Genomic DNA, 18,654 nt, shown 5'->3' with positions numbered 1-18,654 from the left:
CTTGCGCCGCACATCGCCGTGCGCTAGCGGGCCACCCGCCGGGGAGGGCTCTTCGACGCCGACTCGGCTCGCGCCTATGATGGGACTCTCGCCAACGCAGTTCCCCCCGTCCCCCCACATGTACCGAAGGGCATGCGTTGACCGACCTTTCTTCACGGATCTTCGACGGCGACCGCGCACGCGATGCCGCAGAGAATCTGCGCCTGCAGGAATGCGCGACCGAGCCGATCCGCACCATCGGCCGGATCCAGTCCCACGGGATCCTCTTCGGCCTCGACGAGCCGACGGGTGTCGTCGTCGTGGCCAGCGAGAACGTCGAGCACTGGCTCGGCCGTGACCTGCGCGAGTCCGGCAGCGAGATGCTCATCCGGGCGATCAGCGAGGGGGTCGCTGTCGACCCCGTGCGCGCGGAGTTCGAGGGCCGGGCGTACGACGTCATCGCACACCGCGGCACGAGTCCCCTGCTCCTCGAGCTCGAGCCCATCGTGCCCGACCTGGATTACGTGCGCACCGGTGTGGTCAGCGCGATCCAACGTCTGGCCGGGATCTCCGATCCCGACGAGCTGCGTCGTCGCGCGGCCCGCGAGATCAAGGACATCACGGGCTTCGACCGGGTCATGTGCTACCAGTTCCACGAGGACGGGCACGGGCAGATCGTCGCCGACGAGCGCGAGTCCGACATGGAGCCGTACTTCGGACTCCACTTTCCGGCATCCGACATCCCCTCGCAGGCGCGCGCCCTCTACATCGACAAGCGCTCGCGCGTGATTGCCGACACGGAGGACCGGGGCCTGGCTCTTCACACCCTGCTGCCCGAGGCGGCTCCCGTGGATCTCGGCGCCGCAGAGCTTCGGGCCGTCTCGCCGCATCACCTGCAGTTCATGCGGAACATGGGTCAGGCGTCGACGGTGTCGTTCGGCATCGTCATCGACGACCACCTCGTGGGCATGTTCACCTGCGCGCACCGTTCACCCCGCCGGATGCCCGTGCTCCTGCGGCGTGCGCTCGAAGTCCTGGCGACGCAGGTGGGCACGCAGCTGACCGCCGCCCAGCAGATCCATCGCCTGCGTCGGCAGCTCGAATCCCGCGAGCGGCGGATGTCGATCATCGCCCCGCTGTACAGTCGCGCCGACGTGGGGACGGTGCTGATGACGGGTTCCCGCACCGTGCTCGACGTCGTGCCTGCCGACGGAGCCCTGCTGCGCATCGGCGATCTGGTGCACACCGTCGGCGTCGTCCCCCCGGCCGACCGACTGTTCGCCCTGGTCGAGGAACTCGAGGTGGGCCGGTTCGTGTGGGAGTCCCTTCCCCTCGAACGGCCGGAGCTCGCCGTCGAGATCCCGGACGTCACGGGGCTGCTCATCGTCCCGCTCGGCGGCGAAGGCGACATGCTCGTGTTCGTCCGCAGCGAGGTGGCGCGATCCGTCGATTGGCTCGGAGATCAGAGCGCCGCGAACCGCGACCACACCCTCTCGCCGCGGCGGTCGTTCTCGGCCTGGCGCGAGAGCGTCACCGGCCGGAGCCTGCCGTGGGGCGAGCACGCGCAGGACGCGTTCGAGCTCGGTGAGGAGATCCGTTCGGCCATGGTGGCCCGCACGCAAGCCGAACTCGCCGAGCTGGCACTGCGGGACCCGCTCACGGGCCTGCACAACCGCCGCTTCCTCGACGACCGCCTGGAGGAGCTCCTGGAGGGCTCCGAGAAGGCGCTCGCCGTCGTGTTCCTCGATCTCGACGACTTCAAGGCGGTCAACGACACACACGGGCACGAGATGGGGGATGCGGTTCTCGCGGCGATCGGCCGGCGCCTGAGCGGCGTGGCACGCGGCTCGGACGCCGTCGTGCGGCTGGGCGGCGACGAGTTCGTGATGGTATGCGTCGGCGCAGGCCAGGCCGAGGCGGCCGCGATCGCCGGGCGCGCGGTCGCCGCCATCAGGGAGCCGATCGTCGTTCGCGGAACCCAGATCACCGTGAACGCGTCGGCCGGCGTCGTCGCCACCGAGCGCGGCAGTTCACCCGGAGCGCTCATCGATGCCGCGGATGCGGCGATGTACCGGGCGAAGCGTGACGGCGGCGGACGCGTCTCAGCGTGAGGGCAGCTCCGGCTCGGGCACGAGCCGCAGTCCGCTGGAGGAGTTGGCGGTGTCGACGAGCTCCTGGAGCCACAGCCGGTTGATCTCCGGCATCGGGCCGTCGTAGGAGAAGCGCAGCGTGGTGACCGGTGAGATCCACATCGCCTGCCGCACGGAGGTCTGCTCGTCGACCAGTGAGAACGACAGGTTCTCGCGGCGGCGCAGCTTCGCCATCACCACGAGTTCGATGTGAGCGAGCGCGCGGTCGTCGATCTGGAACGAGGCCGGCGGGGAGCCGTAATGAAGTGTGCCCACCGCTCGATCCTAACCGGCGGCGAAGGGCGGGTACTGTGGGGCCATGGCGATCGTGAACCGACTGACTGTCGACGGACGCGACTATTTCCTCCCCGACCCGGTGACGGAGCTCAAGGGCAATATCCTCGAAGCGATCAAGGCCGGCGGCGGCTATGTGAACATCCCGCCGCTGCGGGGTGGGCCGGGCGTCGACATCCTGTTCTCACCGGGGATGCCCGTCACGTGGTCCCAGTTCGAGGTGGGCGATGCGACCGGCACCGCCGAGGAGTCCTCCGACGACGCGACGGACTACGGGCTCTGAGTCTCGGGCGCTGCGCATCCGCGCAGAACTGACGGCCTGAGCACTCGGGCCCGGAGGCGGATCGACCTCCAAGGAGGCCGCGGGGTCGTCAGACCTTGGCGAGTCGGACATCCATGTCGTCAGCCGACATGGGCATGCCCAACAGGTATCCCTGACCGCGGTGGCACCCCCGCGCGCGCGAGCGTTCCAGATCCGCGATGGTCTCGATCCCTTCGGCGACCACGCGCCAGCCGTGAGCGCCGCTGCTCTCCACGACCGCGGCGATCGCGTCGTCGGCGGCGGCGTCCGTGCGCTGGGTGAGCGATCGGTCGATCTTGACCTCGTCGATGGGGATCGCCTCGAGCATGGCGACGGTGGTGTCGCCGGCGGCGTAGTCATCGACCGAGATCGCGACGCCGACGGCGTGGAGCGACTGGATCGCGGCCAGCATCGGCGGTCGAAGCTGCGGTGAGGGCGCCTCGGTGATCTCGATCGTCACCGCGGCGGGATCGAGGTCGAGCGCATCGAGCCCGGCGAGAACCGCGTGGGCGTACTTCGACGAGAAGTGCGCCGGAGACGCGTTCACCGCGAGGCTGAGCAGGTGACCTTCGGCCCGCCACTGCGTGAGCTGCGCCGCGGCGCGGGCGAACACGTGGGCGTCCATCTCGTCGAGGAACTCGCCGGCTTCCGCGAGCGGGATGAACAGCTCGGGCGACACCGCACCCAGCAGGGCGTGGTTCCAGCGGCAGAGCGCTTCGACGGCGACCGGCTCGGGGAGCACCGCACCGGTCGTTGCGATCGGTCCCACGAGATCGAACTGAGGTTGGAATGCGACGGACAGCTCGCCGGCTGAGAGCGCCGAACGCAGGTCCCGAGTGAGTTGAGGCGAGCTGACCATCCACCCAGCGTCAACGAGCTTCGTGTTCCGGCGCAACACCAGACAAAGTGCCGCCAAACGACTATGATGCGATTCCCCGTCTGCGGACGCACGCTGATAGGCGTGAATCCGCCGGACCGACGACTACTGTGGAGACGATGGGAACGCTCACCTACGATTCACGGGTCACTGTCTCGTTCGACGACCGGATCCTCGCGCACCTGCAGCAGGTGATCTGGGCGAAGCTACGGCGCGGCGAGGCATTCCCCTTCACCTGGACCGACCCGATGCGCAGCGGCCTCGGCCGCACGTCGATCTGGCTGAGCCCGAACGTCACGCTGACGTTCGAGTACTTCGGCGGACGCCAGCCGCGCCTCAACCCGGCCTGGATCGAGGCCCTCACGAAGGCCGCCAACTCCCCCGCCGGTCTGACGATGGTGCCCGAGCCCGACCCACCCGCCTAGCCGATCCCACGTAGCCCGGCCGGAAGTCAGCTCCAGACGCTCGGCGCCTGCGCACGCGTCGGTGGAAGAGCGGATGCCGCAGCCCACTCGTGCACCCACTCGTCCACCTCCGGCACGCCCTCAGGGCGCCCGATGGCGGCGAACAGCTCCTCGTGCGGCAGTGTTCCGCCCGCTCGCTTCATCATCCGCGCCCGGATGATGGCGCGGGCGTAGACCTCGCCATCGACCACGGCGCGGTGCTCGAGGTACACGGCCTTGTTGTCGTGGCCGATCATGCGCGACTCGACGTCGAAGCGCTGCCAGAGGTTGAGGGACTTGCGGAAGGTGACGGTCTCGCTCGACACGACGGCGTACCAGCCGTGGGTCTTCATGACATCCCAGAGACCCGTGCGGATGAGGAGGTCCCAGCGGCCGAGATCGAACAGGGACAGGTAGCGGCCGTTGTTCATATGGCGCAGCAGGTCGATGTCGGTGAGCAGCGTGGTCAGCCGAATGCGGCTGATCCCGGTGGGCTCGAGTCGCCCTCCGCGGCGCAGGCGCCGGCGCGCGGTGAGCATCACGATCAGGGTCCGCCACATCACGTTCACGAGGTGTGATGGTAGCGATCCTCGACGGATCCGCCCATTCGATTGTCGAATCCTGACATGTGGGCGCTCCTGGACACCTGGCGCTCGCACCGCCTGCGCCGTGAAGTGCGTCACGCCAGGGCCGCGGCATCCGTTCGCCATACGGTGTTCACCGGGTGTTCTCCGGATTTCTGGTCTCGCGCCGAGCCGCGTAGAGTCTGGCCATGGAAGCCGAAACCCAGACCGACATCGTCGTCCGTCCGGTGCGTGACGTCGACGCGGAGGCCCTCGGCCGCGTTCACGCGACCGCCTGGCACGAGACATACGACCACCTGATCAGCAAGGCCGCGCTCGAGGCGGTCTCACCCAAGCGCCTCGCCGAGCTCTGGACCCACTGGGCCGTCCAGGGCCCGGAGTTCAAGATGTTCGCCGCCCTCGTGGACGGCGAGATCGTCGGGTTCGCGGGCTCCGGCCCCGCCCGCGACAAGGATGCGCCGCGGTTCCGCGAGCTGTACTTCATCTACCTGCTGGACGCGTTCCACGGCACCGGCATCGGACAGCGCCTCTTCGACGCGGTCGTCGAGCCCGCCGAGGGCCTGTACCTCTGGGTCGCCGAAGACAACCCCCGCGCGCACCGCTTCTACGCGCGCAACGGCTTCACGCTCGACGGCGCGACGCACACCGAGCCGTTCCTCGGTGAGACGCTCACCGAAGTCCGCTTCGTGCGCTGATCGCCCGCTGTCCGCTTTTCACGAGGGGCGTGTCCGGTTCCGCCGGACGCGCCCCTTCGTCGTTTCCGGAAGACTGGACCCATGCCGTCTCGCACCGCGCTCACCGTCTGGCCTCTCGAAGGCATCCCCGAGATCGAGGCCGGTGCCGACCTCGTCGACATCATCGTGCACGCCGGGGGGCAGGAGCTCGCGGACGGCGACATCCTCGTCGTGACCTCCAAGATCGTGTCGAAGGCGGAGGACCGATTCGTCGAGGCCGATGATCGCGAGGACGCGATCACCTCCGAGTCGGTGCGGGTCGTGGCATCCCGCACGACACCCACCGGATTCACCACCCGCATCGTCGAGAACCGCCTGGGCATGGTCTCGGCGGCCGCAGGCGTCGATGCCTCGAACACCCCCGCAGGAACCGTGCTGCTGCTTCCGGTCGACCCCGACGCATCGGCCCGGGCGATCGCGGCCGGGCTGCGCGAGCGGCTGGGCGTCCAGGTCGGCGTGATCGTGTCGGACACCCTGGGCAGGGCGTGGCGCGAGGGCCAGACCGACCACGCGATCGGTGCGGGCGGCGTGCAGGTCTTCGAGGACCTCCGCGGGGGGACGGATGCCGAGGGCCGTCCCCTCATCGTCACGATGCCGTGCGTCGCGGACGAGCTGGCGGCAGCCGCCGATCTCGTCAAGGGCAAGGCAGCGCGCCGCCCGGTCGCCGTGGTGCGCGGACGCGCCGACCTCGTCGGGGGTCTGGACCTCCCCGGTGCCCGGTCGATCGTGCGTCCGCTCGAGCGCGACATGTTCCGCCTGGGTGCTGACGAGGCCTACGCCGAGGGGTTCGCCGCCGGCAAGGCCGCTGCCTCGGCCTGAACGCCTCGACCGGGCTCATCACCGGACCCGGAACGGCGCCGCAGAGCCAAGCAGAGCCCGAGCCCTTCCGAGGCCGAGCCCGGCCCGAGCCGGCACTGCCGGCGCGTCAGCGCCCTGCCTTGAGCACGGCCTGACCCGCCGACACCTGCACCCGGACCACGCTCGAGGCCCCCGGCGTCGAACCGATCTCGTTCTCGAACTCTCCGGCCGACACGTCGGATGTGACGTCGTAGTCGCCCTCCGGCACCGTCATCCGCAGTGTGCCGGCGCTCACGTCGGCCTCGATCACGTCCGGCCTGCTGCCGGTGAGCACTGCGTCCAGCGAGCCGGCACTGACCGTCAGCTCGGCCTCGCCCACACCGTCGAGCTCGAGCGTGCCGCGTCCGGCGCTGACGTCGGCGCTCAGCGACTCCGCCGAGCCCGACACGTCGAACGACCCGGCTGCGAGCGACAGGTCGAGCTCGCCGAAGTCCCCGTCGGTCACGAAGTCGCCGGCCGCGAGCGAGACGTCCGCGTCGAGGCCCTCGAGCGCGGCGGGCAGCAGCAGCACGGCATCCGCTCCCCCGTCGCCGAACCACCCGCGCCACCCGAACCATCCGAACCGATCGGGTGATGCCACCTCGAGCGTGTCGCCGTCGCGCTCGAACCGCCAGTTCTCGGCGCCCCACGAGCTGGTGACCTCGAGCTGGGCCTCCTGCACCTCGGTGAACTCGACGCGCAGCGTTCCTGCCGCCGCGTCGATGTCCAGCTCGCCGACTCCGGCGACGTCGAGGGAACGCGACGACGTGTGGACCGATGCCGATGCGATGGTCCCGACCACCGCCGATGTCATCGCGCCCAGCAGCACGACCGCGCCCAGCACGATGATGACGATCGCGACGACGCGTGATCCGCCCGCGGGCGGCTTCGGCGCGTCGGGGAGTCGTTCGGGAGCGGCAGGAGGAGGCGTCATGGTCGTGCTCATCGGTTCGTTCCTGTCTGCGGCCCGCGGCCGCCCGGTGTCTGCGAAGGACGTGTGTGCGAAGGAGGTGTCGGTGGAGCGGGCGGCGCCGGCGGCGTCGTCCCGCCGTGCTCGAGGTGGGCGATCGCCGCCAGCACGCGGCGATTGCCGGACTCATCGGGTTCGAGGTCGAGCTTCTGGAACACGGCCGTGATGTGCTTCTCGACGCTGCCCTCGGTGACGTGCAGCGTCTTCGCGATGGCCTGGTTGGACCGGCCCTCCGCGATGAGGGCGAGCACCGTGGCCTCGCGATCCGTGAGGCGCAGCATCCGCTCGTCCCGGGTGCGACGGCTGAGCAGCTGCGCGACGACCTCCGGGTCGAGCACGGTGGCGCCCGAAGCGATGCGTTCGATCGCCTCGAGGAAGTCAGTGACGTCGGCGACGCGGTCCTTGAGGAGGTAGCCGAGCGCGCCGCCGCTGGACGAGATGAGGTCGGCGGCGTACCGCTCCTCGACGTACTGGGACAGCACGAGGACGGCGAGCTCGGGCAGCCGCGCGCGCAGCGACAGCGCCGCACGGATGCCCTCGTCCGTCCATCTCGGCGGCAGGCGCACGTCGAGGATGCACAGCTCGGGGGCGGTCCGGTCGACGGTCTCGTCGAGCTGCGACGCGTCTGGCAGAGCGGCGACCACCTGGTGGCCGGCATCCTCGAGCACCCGCACCAGGCCTGCCCGCAGCAGGGCCGAGTCCTCGCAGATCAGGATGCGCATGGGATGCTCACCTCCACGCTCGTCGGTCCGCCGACGGGACTGTCGATGCGGGCCTCGCCGCCGGCCGCGAGGACGCGGTTGACGATGCCATCGAGCCCGCCGCCGGCGATCACCCGCGCACCGCCCACGCCGTTGTCCTCCACCCGCGCCCACAGCGTGCCCGGTTCGCGCAGCCGCGCGACGACGCGCACCTCGGTGGCCCGGGAGTGCTTCGCCGCGTTGGTGAGTGCTTCGGCGATCACGAAGTACGCCGCCGCCTCGGTCTCGCGGCTGCAGCGACCGTCGAGCCGCACGTCGGTGTGCACCGGCACGACCGAGCGGGCCACGAGGGCCGACAGGGCGGCGTCGAGACCCCGATCGTCGAGGACGGACGTGTGGATGCCGCGGGCCAGCTGTCGCAGCTCGGTGATGGCCGCCTTGGTCGAGGTGTGAGCCTCGGCGATGAGTGCGCGTGCCGCCTCGGGGTCGGTCTCGATCTTCTGCTGCGCCAGGCCCAGCGTCATGCCGACCGACACCAGCCGCGGCTGCACCCCGTCGTGAAGGTCGCGCTCGATGCGCGTGCGCTCGACGTCTGCGGCGCGGACTGCGCCGGCGTGCTGCTGGCTCGAGACGCGCGCCTCGGCCGCCAGCTGGGCCTCGCGCGAGGGCACCATGATCGCCCGCGCCATGATGCCGTGGAGCACGCCGAGCCCGACCAGGCCGGCGGCGCCGACGAGCACGGCGAGGATGCCGACCGGCACCGCCCACGAGAGCGGAACCTCGATGCCGGTGCGGGCCAGTCGCACGGAGCTCGCTTCCGCGAACAGCGGCGTGAAGGCCAGGACGGCGCCCGAGACCAGGAGTCCCGCGAGGGCCACCACCACCCATCCGAGGATCGTCGCGATCGCGAGGTTCGCGATCGCCCGCCAGGTGAGAGGGTCGATCGCCTGCAGCCAGAGCGTCCGCATGGCGCCGCCGAATCCGGGCCGTCCGCTCCGGCGGAGTCGGAGCAGGGGAAGGCCGAAACCGTAGAGACCATCGACCCGCTGCGTCTCGAGCCATCCGAGCGCGAAGAGCACGTAGACGAGCCCCGCGAGCACCAGCAGGCCGATGCCGACGACGAACACGAGGGCGATGCCGACGCTCAGCAGCGAGAGGACGAGCGTGAACGCGGCGACGCCGATCACGCCGAGCGCGGCGAGCTGTGCGATGGCGCCCGCCACCTGGGCAGGCCGCGTCACCGGGTGGACGGCGGGAGAGTCCGAGGAGGTCATGCCCCTTACGGTAGGCGTGCGGGCCGCCGGGCGCGCCCGAGGCAGCCGGAGTCTTGTCTTCGGGTTATCCCCCACGCGGCCGGGCACTGAGCTCGAGCGTGCCCGCGGTGCGGGGCACGTGCGAGGTCAGCGCAGCTGCGCGAGCGCCCGCTCGTGCACCCGCGGGTCGGAGCCCATACCGGCGGGCGAGTCGGGGCTGTAGACCACCAGCTCGTCGACGCCGAGGCTCTCCGCCTGCTCGGCTGCCTGGAGGAAGGCGTCGACATCGGTGGTCGGGCGCACCCGGCCGAAGCCCAGCAGCAGCGAGCGCCGCACCGTCGACGGGTCTCGTCCGACCCGGTCGCACTCGGTCGCGAAGCCGGCGGCCTGCTGCGCGATCAGCCGCCAGTAGTCCTCCGCGTCGAGCTGCGTCGACCCCGGTCCGCCGTAGGTGTTCCAGGTGTCCGCGTAGCGCGCGGCCAGCCTCAGCGCGCGCGGACCGTGCGCGGCGAGCAGCAGCTCGGGGGCGTCGACGCCCTCCGGGCGACCGGTCGTCTCGATGCCGGTGAACGACATCGTCTTGCCCTGCCACTGCGTGGCGCCGTCGAGCACCGCCCGGTAGCCCTCGACGACATCGGCGAAACGGGCGGACATCTCCCCCATTGTCGAGTTCTCTCCGCGATCGGCGAGCTCGCACGGGGGTGCTCCCAGACCGAGCCCCAGCACAAGGCGCCCCGCGGAGATGTCCTGCACGGTCATCGCGGCCCGCGCGAGCGCGACCGGCCGTCGGAAGACGGCGGACGCGACGAGGGTCCCGAGCCGGATCCGCTCAGTGACGGCCGCGGCCGCGGTCAGGGTGGTGAATGCCTCGCCGAGCCATTCGCCCTTGGCGGTCGCATGGGTGAGGTGGTCGTACGTGTAGGCGACGTCGTAGCCGACCTCCTCCGCCCAGCGATACCAGCGCGCCTGCGCGCGCCACGGGCCGACGGGAGGGATCACCAGACTGATGCGGCGCAGGGTCATGCGTTTCAGGATGGCACGCGGCGGCAGCCGGTGTCGTGACGACGGGCTAGGGTGCAGTGGTGGCGATACGGACGAAGGCGGCGCGCAGAGGCAGCGGCACGCAGGCACCCCAGTTCGACTTCGACGAGACGGCACTTACCGACCTCGCCGCGGGTGACTCCGAGTCGTTCGACTCCGCCCTGTTCGAAGGTGTCGCGTACAGCGACGTGATCCGCGACACGTGGGAGCTCAAGGTCGGCGACACCGTCGAGGCCTGCCGCTTCCAGGGCCTCGGAATCGGCACCTGGACGCTGCGTGGCGCACACCTCGCCGAATCGGTGATCGCCGGCGCCGACATCCCCGCGGTCTCCGGCGCACGCAGCGGCTGGCGCGACGTCGAGCTGCGCGACAGCCGGTTCGGATCCTTCGAGGCGTATGACGCGTCGTGGCGCGGCATCCGCTTCACCCGCTGCAAACTCGGCTACGTCAACGTGCGCGCGGCGCAGCTGCTCGACGTCGCCTTCATCGACTGCACCATCGACGAGATCGATCTGCTGGATGCTGCGGCCCGGCGCGTCACGTTCGAGTCCACGCGCATCGGCACGGTGAACGCGAGCGGGGCGCGGCTCACCGACGTCGATCTGCGGGGCGCCGACATCGCTCAGGTGGTGGGCCTCGAAGGGCTGCGGGGAGCGACGATCTCGTCCGAGCAGCTCCAGCTCATGGCACCTGCGCTCGCCGCCCTCGCGGGCATCCGCGTCGACGACTGACGACCGCCGCGCCGCGGCGGGTCCCCCGGTCGTTGAGCGAGCGAGGAACGAGCGAGACGAAACGCCACCCTCCGCGCCGTGAAGCCTCAGCGCCCGGAGACCTTGCCGAAGAGACGGGCGATCGGGGCCAGCACGAGCGGCCGCGCGGCGATCCAGGCGGCCGCGATCACCACGAGCGACGCGACGAAGAACCAGAAGCCCGTCCAGTTGTCGGCATAGGCATTCGGATCGACCGAGCCCTGTGCCGCGTACATGTGGTTGAGGTTGCGCAGCGCCCCGGTCGCGAACACGAGGAACACGTGCACCGCGATGAACGCCACGAAGTACAGCATCACCGGGAAGTGCACGGCACGCGCCCACTCCACCGGGTACGCCTTGTTGAGCCCCGCCGCGTTCTTGGGCCACACCCCCGACATGCGGACGCCGGTGATCGCGGCCAGCGGCGCGGCGATGAACACCGTCGCGAAGTACGCCAGCTGCTGCAGCGCGTTGTAGTTCACCCACCCGTTCTCGGTCGGCCAGTCCAGCGACACGTACTGCAGCGCGGCCGACACGGCGTTGGGGAACACCTCCCACGAGGTGGGCACGATGCGCATCCACTGGCCCGTCACGAACAGCAGCACGACGAACGCCACGCCGTTGACCAGCCACAGGATGTCCAGCGACTGGTGGAACCACAGGTTCAGGCTGATCTTGCGCCGGTTGTTGTTCCGCGGCGACCAGAAGGCGGTCGGCCGCTTCTCGGTGCGCACGCGCAAACCCGATCGGATGATGAGCACCATCAGGAACACGTTGAAGAAGTGCTGCCAGCCGAGCCACGCCGGGAATCCGACCGGTGTGCCTGCGGGCAGGTGGTACTCGCCCGGATACGTCTCGAGGAAGTCGATGCCCCACGACGTCGACAGCAGCCAGCGCACGGCGAGCACGGCCATCGCCGCGGCGTACAGGAGGCCCGCTCCGCCGACGATCACGATGCCCGCCCACTGCCCGCGGGTGAAGGGTCCGATCCGCTGCGGCTCGGCTGCGGCTGCCGAGGAGGCCGAAGCACGTGCCGCCGCACCCGGCCACACGGTGCGCGGGAACGGCAGCGGCTCCGACAGCGGCCGCCCGGTCGGCGTGCGGGGAGCCGCCGGCGCGTGCTCCGTGGGGACGACCTCGGCGGCGACCGGCGCAGCCGGAGCAGCTGCGGCATCCGTCACGGACGTGTCGGTCGCCGTTCCGGCCGTATTCGGCGCCGGCGTGGCTGCGGGAGCGAGGCCGGCGGGCGGCCAAGGCTCGCCGCCCGGCACGCGCGGCAGGCCTCGGCGCAGCGCCTGGGCACCGGCGGCGCCCGCTGCAGCCGCAGCGGCGGGAGCGACGGGGCCGGACGCGGCCGGGCTGGACTCGGCGGTCTCGGTGGGCGCGGCGGTCTCCGCCCCCGCGGGGGCGGGCGACGATCGCTGCGGGGCCGGGGTCTGGGGAGTGGCCGCAACGGTGGCCACGACCGCATCCGGAACCACGGTTCCCGCCGGGGGCCACGGCTCGCCTCCGGGCACACGCGGCAGGCCACGACGGATGGGCCGGGCTCCGCCGGTGACACCTCCGGTACCCGAAGTGGCACCCCCGGTCCCTGAATCGGCGCTCCCGGTCCCTGAATCGGCGCTCCCGGTCCCTGAATCGGCGCTCCCGGTCCCTGAATCGGCGCTCCCGGTCCCTGAGCTTGTCGAAGGGACGCGCGCGTCGGACGCTTCGACAAGCTCAGCGACCGGAGCAGGAGCGACACCGGCAGCAGATGCCTCCGCCGTCACGTTCTGAGCCGACGCCGTCGCTGAGGTCCCAGGCTCTGCCGGGGGAAGGATCGCGGTCGTCGCCGCTGCGGCCGCACCGTTCGGCACCGGCGCGGCGCCGGCGGGCGGCCAGGGCTCGCCGCCGGGCACACGGGGCAGTCCTCGCCGCACCGCAGAACCGAACGTCGCCATACCCGGTTACGCCTTCTTCGCCTCGAGCGCGGCGATCAGCTGCGGCACGACGGTGAAGAGGTCGCCGACGATGCCGAAGTCGGCGATCTCGAAGATCGGGGCGTCCGCGTCCTTGTTGATCGCGACGATGGTCTTCGCAGTCTGCATGCCGGCCTTGTGCTGGATCGCGCCCGAGATGCCGAGCGCCACGTACAGCTGCGGCGCCACCGAGACACCGGTCTGGCCGACCTGGTACGAGTAGGGCACGTAGCCGGCGTCGACCGCGGCACGCGACGCTCCGACAGCCGCGCCGAGCGCATCGGCGAGCTGCTCGACGAGCGCGAACTTCTCGCCCGATCCGAGCCCGCGGCCACCCGAGACGACCTTCGCGGCACCGCGCAGCTCCGGACGCGTGGACGACACCACGGTCTCATCGACCGAGGTCACCGTCGCCGCGCGGCGCCCCGAGGCGCGCACCTCGAGCGGTTCGGCCTCGACACCCGCGACGGCATCGGCGCGGGCATCCACCGATCCCTGACGGATCGTGATGACCGGGGCGCCCCACGTGACGGCGGCGTCGACGTTGTAGGCGCCGCCGTAGACGGAGTGGTGCGCGATCACGCCCTCCGGGTCGCGCGAGACGCCGACGGCATCGACGGCGAGGCCCGACCGGGTGCGCGCGGCGTACCGGCCGGCGACCTCGCGGCCCTCCACCGAGTGCGAGACCAGGATGGCGTCCGGTCGCACCTGGTCGGCGGCCGAGGTGAGCGCGTCGACCGCCGCGGCGCCGAGCCCGTCGCCGGGAGCGGCGACCAGCACTGCCGCAGCGCCGAGGGCCGCGGCATCCGCTGCCAGCGCCGCGTCGCCGACCACCACCGCGACCGGCGTGCCCACCGACGCAGCCGCGCCCAGCAGCTCGGCCGCCGACTTGGCGAGCCCGCCCGAGGGGGTCGTGTCGAGGAAGACCAGGATGGAGTCATCTGCAAACGTCATCACGCACGCACCCTCACGCAAGCCGGTTCTGGATCAGGTACTCCGCGAGCTTCTGGCCCGCGTCGCCCTCGTCGACGATCTTCACGCCGGCCTCGCGCGGCGGCTTCTCGCTCAGCGCGATGACGATGGACCGCGACGCGGTCGGGTCGTGCGGCTCGATCTCGAGCTCGGCGAGCGACAGCGTCTCGAACGGCTTCTTCTTCGCCGCCATGATGCCCTTGAAGTTGGGGAACCGCGCGTCGGGGAGCGCCTCGGTGATCGAGATCACGGCGGGAAGCGGTGCGCTCACCTGCAGCGTCGCACCGTCCGACGCGCGCGTGCCCGAGACGGCATCGTCGCCGATCTCGACAGAGCTGAGGTAGGTGGCGCTCGGCACGTCCAGGATCTCCGCGACCATCGCCGGGATGACCCCGCCCGTGCCGTCGGTGGACTGGTTGCCGGCGATCACCAGGTCGAAACCCGTCCGCTGCAGTGCCGCGGCGAGCACCTCGGCCGTCAGCCCCAGGTCGGCGCCCAGGAGCGCGTCGTCGACCACCTGCACCGCCGACGCGGCGCCCATCGCGAGCCCCTTGCGCACCGTCGCCGACGCGGACTCGGGCGTCATCGAGAGCACGACGACCTCGGTGCCCGGCGTCTTGTCGGCGTACGACAGCGCGACCTCGAGCGCCCGCTCGCCGATCTCGTCGAGGACGGTCTCACTCGCTGCGCGATCGGCCAGGCCGGTCTCCAGCGACAGCTTGCGATCCCCGTAGGTATCCGGGACTTCCTTGACCAGGACGACGATCTTCATCACGATCTCCTCACGCTGCGGACGAGTCTATGGCGCGCCCGCGCAATGTACCCAATCCCCGGAAATGCACCGAGAAGACCCCGGCCTGGCGCACCGTGTGTATACATAAACGCGGGTGCGCGGCATCCGAGATCCGTGGTCTGCACCCTGGACCGGTACGGTGAAAGGAGGAGGTCGTCATGGCAGCACCCAAGCGTCTTCCGGTCGATCCGATCGCCGAAGCCAAGCGCCAGTGGATCGCCCACGGCTGGGAACCCGCCGCCGCGGGCATGACCGCCGTGACGTCGATCATCCGCGCGCAGCAGCTGCTGTTCGCACGCATCGACACGACGCTCAGGCCGTTCGGACTCTCGTTCGCCCGGTACGAGATGCTGCGACTGCTCGGCTTCACACGCGAGGGACGGATGCCGATGGCCAGCGCCATCGCCCGCCTGCAGGTGCACCCGACCAGCGTCACCAACACCGTCGACCGGCTGGCCCGCGACGGGCTCGTGTCGCGCGAGCCGCATCCCGGCGACGGGCGGGCCGCGATGCTCGTGCTGACCGACGCCGGCCGTGACCTGGTGGAGCGGGCGACCGCCGCCCTCAACGGCGAGGTGTTCGAGGACCCCGGGCTGAGCGATGCCGACACGACGGAGCTGGTGCGGATCATCGCGCGGTTCCGCAAGGACGCGGGCGACTTCACCGAGCCGCGTCCGCAGCCCGAGCCGCTCTGACCTGCGGGCTCGACCGCCGCCGCCTCGCGAAACCGGGGGTTCCCCGCGAAACCCAGGGCAACGCCCCCGGTCTCGGCGCAACCCCCCTGTCTCGGCGAAACACGGGGCTCTCGACCGGGCGGGCGCGGCGCGTCAGCGGCCCTCGAACTCCGGAGCGCGCTTCTCGCGGAAGGCGGCCATGCCCTCCTTCTGGTCCTCGGTGTCGAAGAGGCCGGCGAACACTTGGCGCTCGAGGCGCAGTCCCTCGGCGAGCGACGTCTCCAGTCCGGCGTCGAGCACGGCCTTCGCGGCGTACAGCGACGGCAGGCTCTTGGAAGCGATGGTCTCAGCGGTCTTCTGCGCCTCGGCGAGCAGGTCGGCAGCGGGCACGACGCGCGAGACGAGTCCGGAGCGCTCGGCCTCGGCGGCATCCATCATCCGTCCGGTGAGGATCAGGTCGGCGGCCTTGTAGTACCCGACCGCACGCACGAGTCGCTGCGATCCGCCCATGCCGGGGATCACGCCGAGGTTGATCTCGGGCTGCCCGAACTTCGCGGTGTCGGCGGCCAGGATGATGTCACACATCATCGCCAGCTCGCATCCTCCGCCGAGGGCGTACCCGGAGACGGCCGCGATCACCGGCGTGCGCACGGCGGCGAAGTGCGCCCAGCCGCCGAAATGGTCGCTCATCACCATGTCGAGTCCCGACTTCGACTCCATCTCCTTGATGTCGGCGCCCGCCGCGAACGCGCGCTCCGAGCCGGTCACGACGATCGCGCCGATCGCCTCGTCGGCATCGAAGGCGGATGCCGCGGCCACGACATCCCGGCACACCTGCGTGTTCAGCGCATTGAGCGCGTCCGGGCGATTGAGCGTGATCCACCCGACCCGGCCGCGCGTCTCCGTGAGGATCGTCTCGTATTCGGTCATCTCTGCTCCGTCCCGCGTGCGTGTGTGCTGCTCCGCTGTCACATTGTGTCCGTTCCGACGACACCTCGTGACAGCCCGCCTTGTGACGGGGTGCCGATTCGCGTCAGGCGCTGTCGGCGCGGATCGTGTTGATGATGCCCGAGAAGTCCTGCGAGGCACCCTCACCGGCCGCGTACTGCGCATACATCTCGCGGGCGAGCATGCCCATCCTCGCCTCGACGCCGGTTGCCGAGATGGCGTGCTCGGCGAGGCCGAGGTCCTTGTTCATGAGCGCGCCCGCGAAGCCCGGCTGGTAGTCGCGGTTCGCGGGGCTGGTGGGCACGGGCCCCGGCACCGGGCAGTTCGTCGTGAGCGCCCAGCACTGGCCGGATGCGTTCGACGCCACGTCGAACAGCGCCTGGTGCGAGAGTCCGAGCCGCTCGCCCAGCACGAACGCCTCGGCGACCGCGATCTGCGACACGGCCAGGATCATGTTGTTGCAGACCTTGGCCGCCTGCCCCAGCCCCGCACCGCCGCAGTGCACGACGCGGCGGCCCATCGCCTCGAGCAGGGGACGCGCGGCCTCGAAGTCCTCATCGGTCCCGCCGACCATGAAGGCGAGCGTCGCGTTCTCGGCGCCGACCACGCCGCCCGACACCGGCGCATCGAGCGAGCGGTGGCCCGCGGCTTCGGCGAGCGCGTGCGCGGCGCGCGCCTCATCGACCGCGATCGTCGAGCAGTCGATGAACAGTGCTCCGGATGCCGCGACCTCGAGCAGCCCGGCAGCGCCGTCGGTGCCGCGATAGGCGTCGAGCACCTGCGCGCCGGTCTGGAACATCGTGATGACGACGTCGGCACCGGTGGCGGCATCCGTTCCCGACTCCGCGGTGGTCAGCCCCGCGCCACGGGCGGTGTCGACGGCGGCCGGCATGACGTCGAAGCCCGTCACCTCGTGGCCGGCGGCCGCCAGATTCTTCGCCATCGGCAGACCCATGTGGCCGAGGCCCAGGAATGCGATCTTCATCTCGGATCTCCTCGTCGGTGTTCGGGAACGGTCGACGAACGTCAGCCGGCGAGCAGCTGTCGTCCGATGATGACGCGCATGATCTCGTTCGTCCCCTCCAGGATCTGATGCACGCGCAGGTCGCGCACCACCTTCTCGATCCCGTAGTCGTGAAGATAGCCGTAGCCGCCGTGGAGCTGCAGTGCCTGGTTGGCGACGGTGAACCCCGCGTCGGTCGCGAACCGCTTGGCCATCGCGCACTGCATCGAGGCGTCCGGTGCCTTCTCGTCGAGCGCGGCGGCGGCGCCGCGCACGAGGGCACGCGCGGCGTGCAGCTCCGTGGCCATGTCGGCGAGTGCGAAGACGACGGCCTGCCTCTCGGCCAGCGGCTCGCCGAATGTGAAGCGCTCGTGCACGTAGCGCACGGCGCGGTCGAGCGCCCACTGCGCGCCGCCCAGCGAGCAGGCGGCGATGTTGATGCGGCCGCCGTCGAGGGCCGACATCGCGATCTTGAAGCCCTGCCCCTCGGCACCGAGGATGTTCGCCGCCGGCACGCGCACCTCGTCGAGGATCACCTGACGCGTCGGCTGCGCGTTCCAGCCCATCTTGTGCTCGATCGCGCCGAATGAGAGGCCGGCGGTGTCAGCGGGCACGAGGAACGCCGTGATGCCGCGCGCCCCCGGTTCGCCCGTGCGGGCCATGACGATGTAGACGGATGCCTCGCCCGCGCCGGAGATGAACTGCTTGACGCCGGTGAGCACGTACTCGTCGCCACCGTCGTCACCCGCGACGCGGATGGCGCTCGTGGCGATGGCCGCGGCATCCGATCCGGCACCCGGCTCGGTGAGGCAGTAGCTGCCGAAGCCCGCCATCGAGGTCAGGAGCGGCAGCCACTCGGTGCGCTGCGCGTCGCTGCCGTAGGTGTCGATCATCCACACGACCATGTTGTGGATCGAGATGTAGGCGGCGATCGCCGGATCGCCCTGCGCCAGCTCCTCGAAGATGGCAGCCGCGTCGGAGCGCGACAGGCCGGACCCGCCGAGGTCGTCGCGGGCATAGATGCCGCCGAGCCCGAGTTCGCCGGCGCTGCGCAGGGTGTCGCGAGGGAAGAAGGACTGTGCGTCCCACTCCAGCGCGTGCGGTGCGAGCTCGTTCTGCGCGAAGTCGCGCACGGCGTCGAGGATCGCGGCGCGCTCCTCGGTCGTGAGGCTCGATGTGACGGGGGTGATCGTGGACACCATTGCTCCTTCAGAGATGCAGGTCGCCCTTGTGGGCATCCTGATCAACGCGATCGTGCCGACGTTGGCACATCGGCGATTTTACATGGACATCCAACTATCTGCTAGGTGAACCATCGAATGCACCGGCGACCACGGCGTTCGCCCGTCGTTCACCGGCCGGACACCGCGGCGCGATAGTCACGACCTGCGCGTTCTGCGCACCGCCCGCCCCT

The 18,654-nt window shown here is 70.8% G+C and carries 20 protein-coding genes; 7 read left to right on the top strand and 13 right to left on the bottom strand.

The genetic code is table 11. The features are described 5' to 3' along the window. The first annotated feature begins 137 nt into the window (after positions 1-137). A complete protein-coding gene (locus tag NCG93_RS15470) occupies positions 138-2,090 on the top strand; it encodes a bifunctional diguanylate cyclase/phosphodiesterase (protein ID WP_194412659.1) in 1,953 nt (650 codons plus the stop codon). On the opposite strand, the gene NCG93_RS15465 is transcribed toward NCG93_RS15470, so the two are convergent. After that, positions 2,082-2,384, bottom strand: coding sequence for a DUF7882 family protein (locus NCG93_RS15465; RefSeq protein WP_194412658.1), 303 nt, complete (start codon positions 2,382-2,384; stop codon positions 2,082-2,084). The genes NCG93_RS15470 and NCG93_RS15465 overlap by 9 nt on opposite strands. A 43-nt stretch (positions 2,385-2,427) precedes the next feature. Here NCG93_RS15465 and NCG93_RS15460 point away from each other — a divergent pair, with 43 nt between their 5' ends. Beyond that, positions 2,428-2,685 (top strand): hypothetical protein, encoded by a 258-nt coding sequence (locus tag NCG93_RS15460; RefSeq protein WP_194412657.1) that lies wholly within the window; start codon positions 2,428-2,430, stop codon positions 2,683-2,685. A gap of 88 nt (positions 2,686-2,773) precedes the next feature. Here NCG93_RS15460 and NCG93_RS15455 read toward each other — a convergent pair whose 3' ends face one another. Continuing rightward, positions 2,774-3,562, bottom strand: a complete 789-nt coding sequence (locus tag NCG93_RS15455) for an EAL domain-containing protein (protein WP_194412656.1) — start codon at positions 3,560-3,562, stop codon at positions 2,774-2,776. A 137-nt stretch (positions 3,563-3,699) separates the two neighbouring features. Here NCG93_RS15455 and NCG93_RS15450 point away from each other — a divergent pair, with 137 nt between their 5' ends. Next, positions 3,700-4,005, top strand: coding sequence for a DUF7882 family protein (locus NCG93_RS15450; RefSeq protein ID WP_194412655.1), 306 nt, complete (start codon positions 3,700-3,702; stop codon positions 4,003-4,005). Positions 4,006-4,031: 26 nt separating this feature from the next. Here NCG93_RS15450 and NCG93_RS15445 read toward each other — a convergent pair whose 3' ends face one another. Continuing rightward, positions 4,032-4,592, bottom strand: a complete 561-nt coding sequence (locus tag NCG93_RS15445) for an acyl-CoA thioesterase (protein WP_194412654.1) — start codon at positions 4,590-4,592, stop codon at positions 4,032-4,034. Positions 4,593-4,795: 203 nt separating this feature from the next. On the opposite strand from NCG93_RS15445, the gene NCG93_RS15440 reads away from it, so the two are divergent. Together NCG93_RS15440 and cofE are read left to right on the top strand one after the other, a co-directional pair. Next, positions 4,796-5,302 (top strand): GNAT family N-acetyltransferase, encoded by a 507-nt coding sequence (locus tag NCG93_RS15440; RefSeq protein WP_194412653.1) that lies wholly within the window; start codon positions 4,796-4,798, stop codon positions 5,300-5,302. Between the two features lie 81 nt (positions 5,303-5,383). Next, entirely contained in the window at positions 5,384-6,160 is a 777-nt protein-coding gene (gene cofE, locus NCG93_RS15435; protein WP_194412652.1) for a coenzyme F420-0:L-glutamate ligase, read from the top strand. A gap of 106 nt (positions 6,161-6,266) precedes the next feature. Here the strand turns inward: cofE and NCG93_RS15430 are convergent, their stop codons facing one another. The 4 genes from NCG93_RS15430 to NCG93_RS15415 form a co-directional block, all read right to left on the bottom strand. After that, positions 6,267-7,124: a hypothetical protein gene (locus tag NCG93_RS15430; protein ID WP_194412651.1), complete on the bottom strand. Its 858-nt coding sequence runs from the start codon at positions 7,122-7,124 to the stop codon at positions 6,267-6,269. After that, the gene (locus tag NCG93_RS15425) at positions 7,121-7,870 is read right to left on the bottom strand and encodes a response regulator (RefSeq protein ID WP_194412650.1); all 750 of its coding nucleotides are present in this window, start codon (positions 7,868-7,870) and stop codon (positions 7,121-7,123) included. The genes NCG93_RS15430 and NCG93_RS15425 overlap by 4 nt, the downstream gene beginning before the upstream one ends. Next, on the bottom strand, positions 7,858-9,123 hold the full coding sequence (locus tag NCG93_RS15420) for a sensor histidine kinase (protein ID WP_194412649.1): 1,266 nt from the start codon (positions 9,121-9,123) through the stop codon (positions 7,858-7,860). The genes NCG93_RS15425 and NCG93_RS15420 overlap by 13 nt, the downstream gene beginning before the upstream one ends. 126 nt (positions 9,124-9,249) lie before the next feature. Further along, positions 9,250-10,125 carry an LLM class flavin-dependent oxidoreductase gene (locus tag NCG93_RS15415; RefSeq protein ID WP_194412648.1) on the bottom strand — a complete coding sequence of 292 codons (876 nt, stop codon included), beginning with the start codon at positions 10,123-10,125 and terminating at the stop codon, positions 9,250-9,252. A 59-nt stretch (positions 10,126-10,184) separates the two neighbouring features. Between NCG93_RS15415 and NCG93_RS15410 the strand changes: the two genes are divergently transcribed. Continuing rightward, a complete protein-coding gene (locus NCG93_RS15410; protein WP_194412647.1) occupies positions 10,185-10,874 on the top strand; it encodes a pentapeptide repeat-containing protein in 690 nt (229 codons plus the stop codon). A gap of 86 nt (positions 10,875-10,960) precedes the next feature. On the opposite strand, the gene NCG93_RS15405 is transcribed toward NCG93_RS15410, so the two are convergent. The 3 genes from NCG93_RS15405 to NCG93_RS15395 all read right to left on the bottom strand — a co-directional run bounded on the left by NCG93_RS15405 (position 10,961) and on the right by NCG93_RS15395 (position 14,594). Beyond that, on the bottom strand, positions 10,961-12,355 hold the full coding sequence (locus NCG93_RS15405; RefSeq protein WP_252787574.1) for a cytochrome b/b6 domain-containing protein: 1,395 nt from the start codon (positions 12,353-12,355) through the stop codon (positions 10,961-10,963). 483 nt (positions 12,356-12,838) lie between these two features. Then, positions 12,839-13,804: an electron transfer flavoprotein subunit alpha/FixB family protein gene (locus tag NCG93_RS15400; RefSeq protein ID WP_194412645.1), complete on the bottom strand. Its 966-nt coding sequence runs from the start codon at positions 13,802-13,804 to the stop codon at positions 12,839-12,841. A 13-nt stretch (positions 13,805-13,817) separates the two neighbouring features. Continuing rightward, positions 13,818-14,594 (bottom strand): electron transfer flavoprotein subunit beta/FixA family protein, encoded by a 777-nt coding sequence (locus tag NCG93_RS15395; RefSeq protein WP_194412644.1) that lies wholly within the window; start codon positions 14,592-14,594, stop codon positions 13,818-13,820. 179 nt (positions 14,595-14,773) lie between these two features. Here NCG93_RS15395 and NCG93_RS15390 point away from each other — a divergent pair, with 179 nt between their 5' ends. Then, positions 14,774-15,310: a MarR family winged helix-turn-helix transcriptional regulator gene (locus tag NCG93_RS15390; protein ID WP_194412643.1), complete on the top strand. Its 537-nt coding sequence runs from the start codon at positions 14,774-14,776 to the stop codon at positions 15,308-15,310. Positions 15,311-15,442: 132 nt separating this feature from the next. Here the strand turns inward: NCG93_RS15390 and NCG93_RS15385 are convergent, their stop codons facing one another. The 3 genes from NCG93_RS15385 to NCG93_RS15375 form a co-directional block, all read right to left on the bottom strand. After that, on the bottom strand, positions 15,443-16,219 hold the full coding sequence (locus tag NCG93_RS15385) for an enoyl-CoA hydratase (protein ID WP_194412642.1): 777 nt from the start codon (positions 16,217-16,219) through the stop codon (positions 15,443-15,445). A gap of 103 nt (positions 16,220-16,322) precedes the next feature. Continuing rightward, entirely contained in the window at positions 16,323-17,222 is a 900-nt protein-coding gene (gene mmsB / locus NCG93_RS15380) for a 3-hydroxyisobutyrate dehydrogenase (RefSeq protein WP_194412641.1), read from the bottom strand. Positions 17,223-17,263: 41 nt separating this feature from the next. After that, positions 17,264-18,442, bottom strand: a complete 1,179-nt coding sequence (locus NCG93_RS15375) for an acyl-CoA dehydrogenase family protein (RefSeq protein WP_194412640.1) — start codon at positions 18,440-18,442, stop codon at positions 17,264-17,266. Between the last annotated feature and the right edge of the window lie 212 nt (positions 18,443-18,654).

Source organism: Microbacterium yannicii, assembly GCF_024055635.1.
Taxonomy (GTDB): Bacteria; Actinomycetota; Actinomycetes; order Actinomycetales; family Microbacteriaceae; genus Microbacterium; species Microbacterium yannicii.
Note: the sequence above shows the minus strand (reverse complement) of the source record. Positions and strands in the feature narration are given on the sequence as shown.

Bases quoted from the DNA above. Each gene is read 5' to 3' on its own strand.
- NCG93_RS15460 (WP_194412657.1), top strand. From the start codon at position 2,428: ATGGCGATCGTGAACCGACTGACTGTCGACGGACGCGACTATTTCCTC.
- NCG93_RS15455 (WP_194412656.1), bottom strand. From the start codon at position 3,562: ATGGTCAGCTCGCCTCAACTCACTCGGGACCTGCGTTCGGCGCTCTCA.
- NCG93_RS15450 (WP_194412655.1), top strand. From the start codon at position 3,700: ATGGGAACGCTCACCTACGATTCACGGGTCACTGTCTCGTTCGACGAC.
- NCG93_RS15440 (WP_194412653.1), top strand. From the start codon at position 4,796: ATGGAAGCCGAAACCCAGACCGACATCGTCGTCCGTCCGGTGCGTGAC.
- cofE (WP_194412652.1), top strand. From the start codon at position 5,384: ATGCCGTCTCGCACCGCGCTCACCGTCTGGCCTCTCGAAGGCATCCCC.
- NCG93_RS15430 (WP_194412651.1), bottom strand. From the start codon at position 7,124: ATGAGCACGACCATGACGCCTCCTCCTGCCGCTCCCGAACGACTCCCC.
- NCG93_RS15425 (WP_194412650.1), bottom strand. From the start codon at position 7,870: ATGCGCATCCTGATCTGCGAGGACTCGGCCCTGCTGCGGGCAGGCCTG.
- NCG93_RS15420 (WP_194412649.1), bottom strand. From the start codon at position 9,123: ATGACCTCCTCGGACTCTCCCGCCGTCCACCCGGTGACGCGGCCTGCC.
- NCG93_RS15415 (WP_194412648.1), bottom strand. From the start codon at position 10,125: ATGACCCTGCGCCGCATCAGTCTGGTGATCCCTCCCGTCGGCCCGTGG.
- NCG93_RS15400 (WP_194412645.1), bottom strand. From the start codon at position 13,804: ATGACGTTTGCAGATGACTCCATCCTGGTCTTCCTCGACACGACCCCC.
- NCG93_RS15395 (WP_194412644.1), bottom strand. From the start codon at position 14,594: ATGAAGATCGTCGTCCTGGTCAAGGAAGTCCCGGATACCTACGGGGAT.
- NCG93_RS15390 (WP_194412643.1), top strand. From the start codon at position 14,774: ATGGCAGCACCCAAGCGTCTTCCGGTCGATCCGATCGCCGAAGCCAAG.
- NCG93_RS15385 (WP_194412642.1), bottom strand. From the start codon at position 16,219: ATGACCGAATACGAGACGATCCTCACGGAGACGCGCGGCCGGGTCGGG.
- mmsB (WP_194412641.1), bottom strand. From the start codon at position 17,222: ATGAAGATCGCATTCCTGGGCCTCGGCCACATGGGTCTGCCGATGGCG.
- NCG93_RS15375 (WP_194412640.1), bottom strand. From the start codon at position 18,442: ATGGTGTCCACGATCACCCCCGTCACATCGAGCCTCACGACCGAGGAG.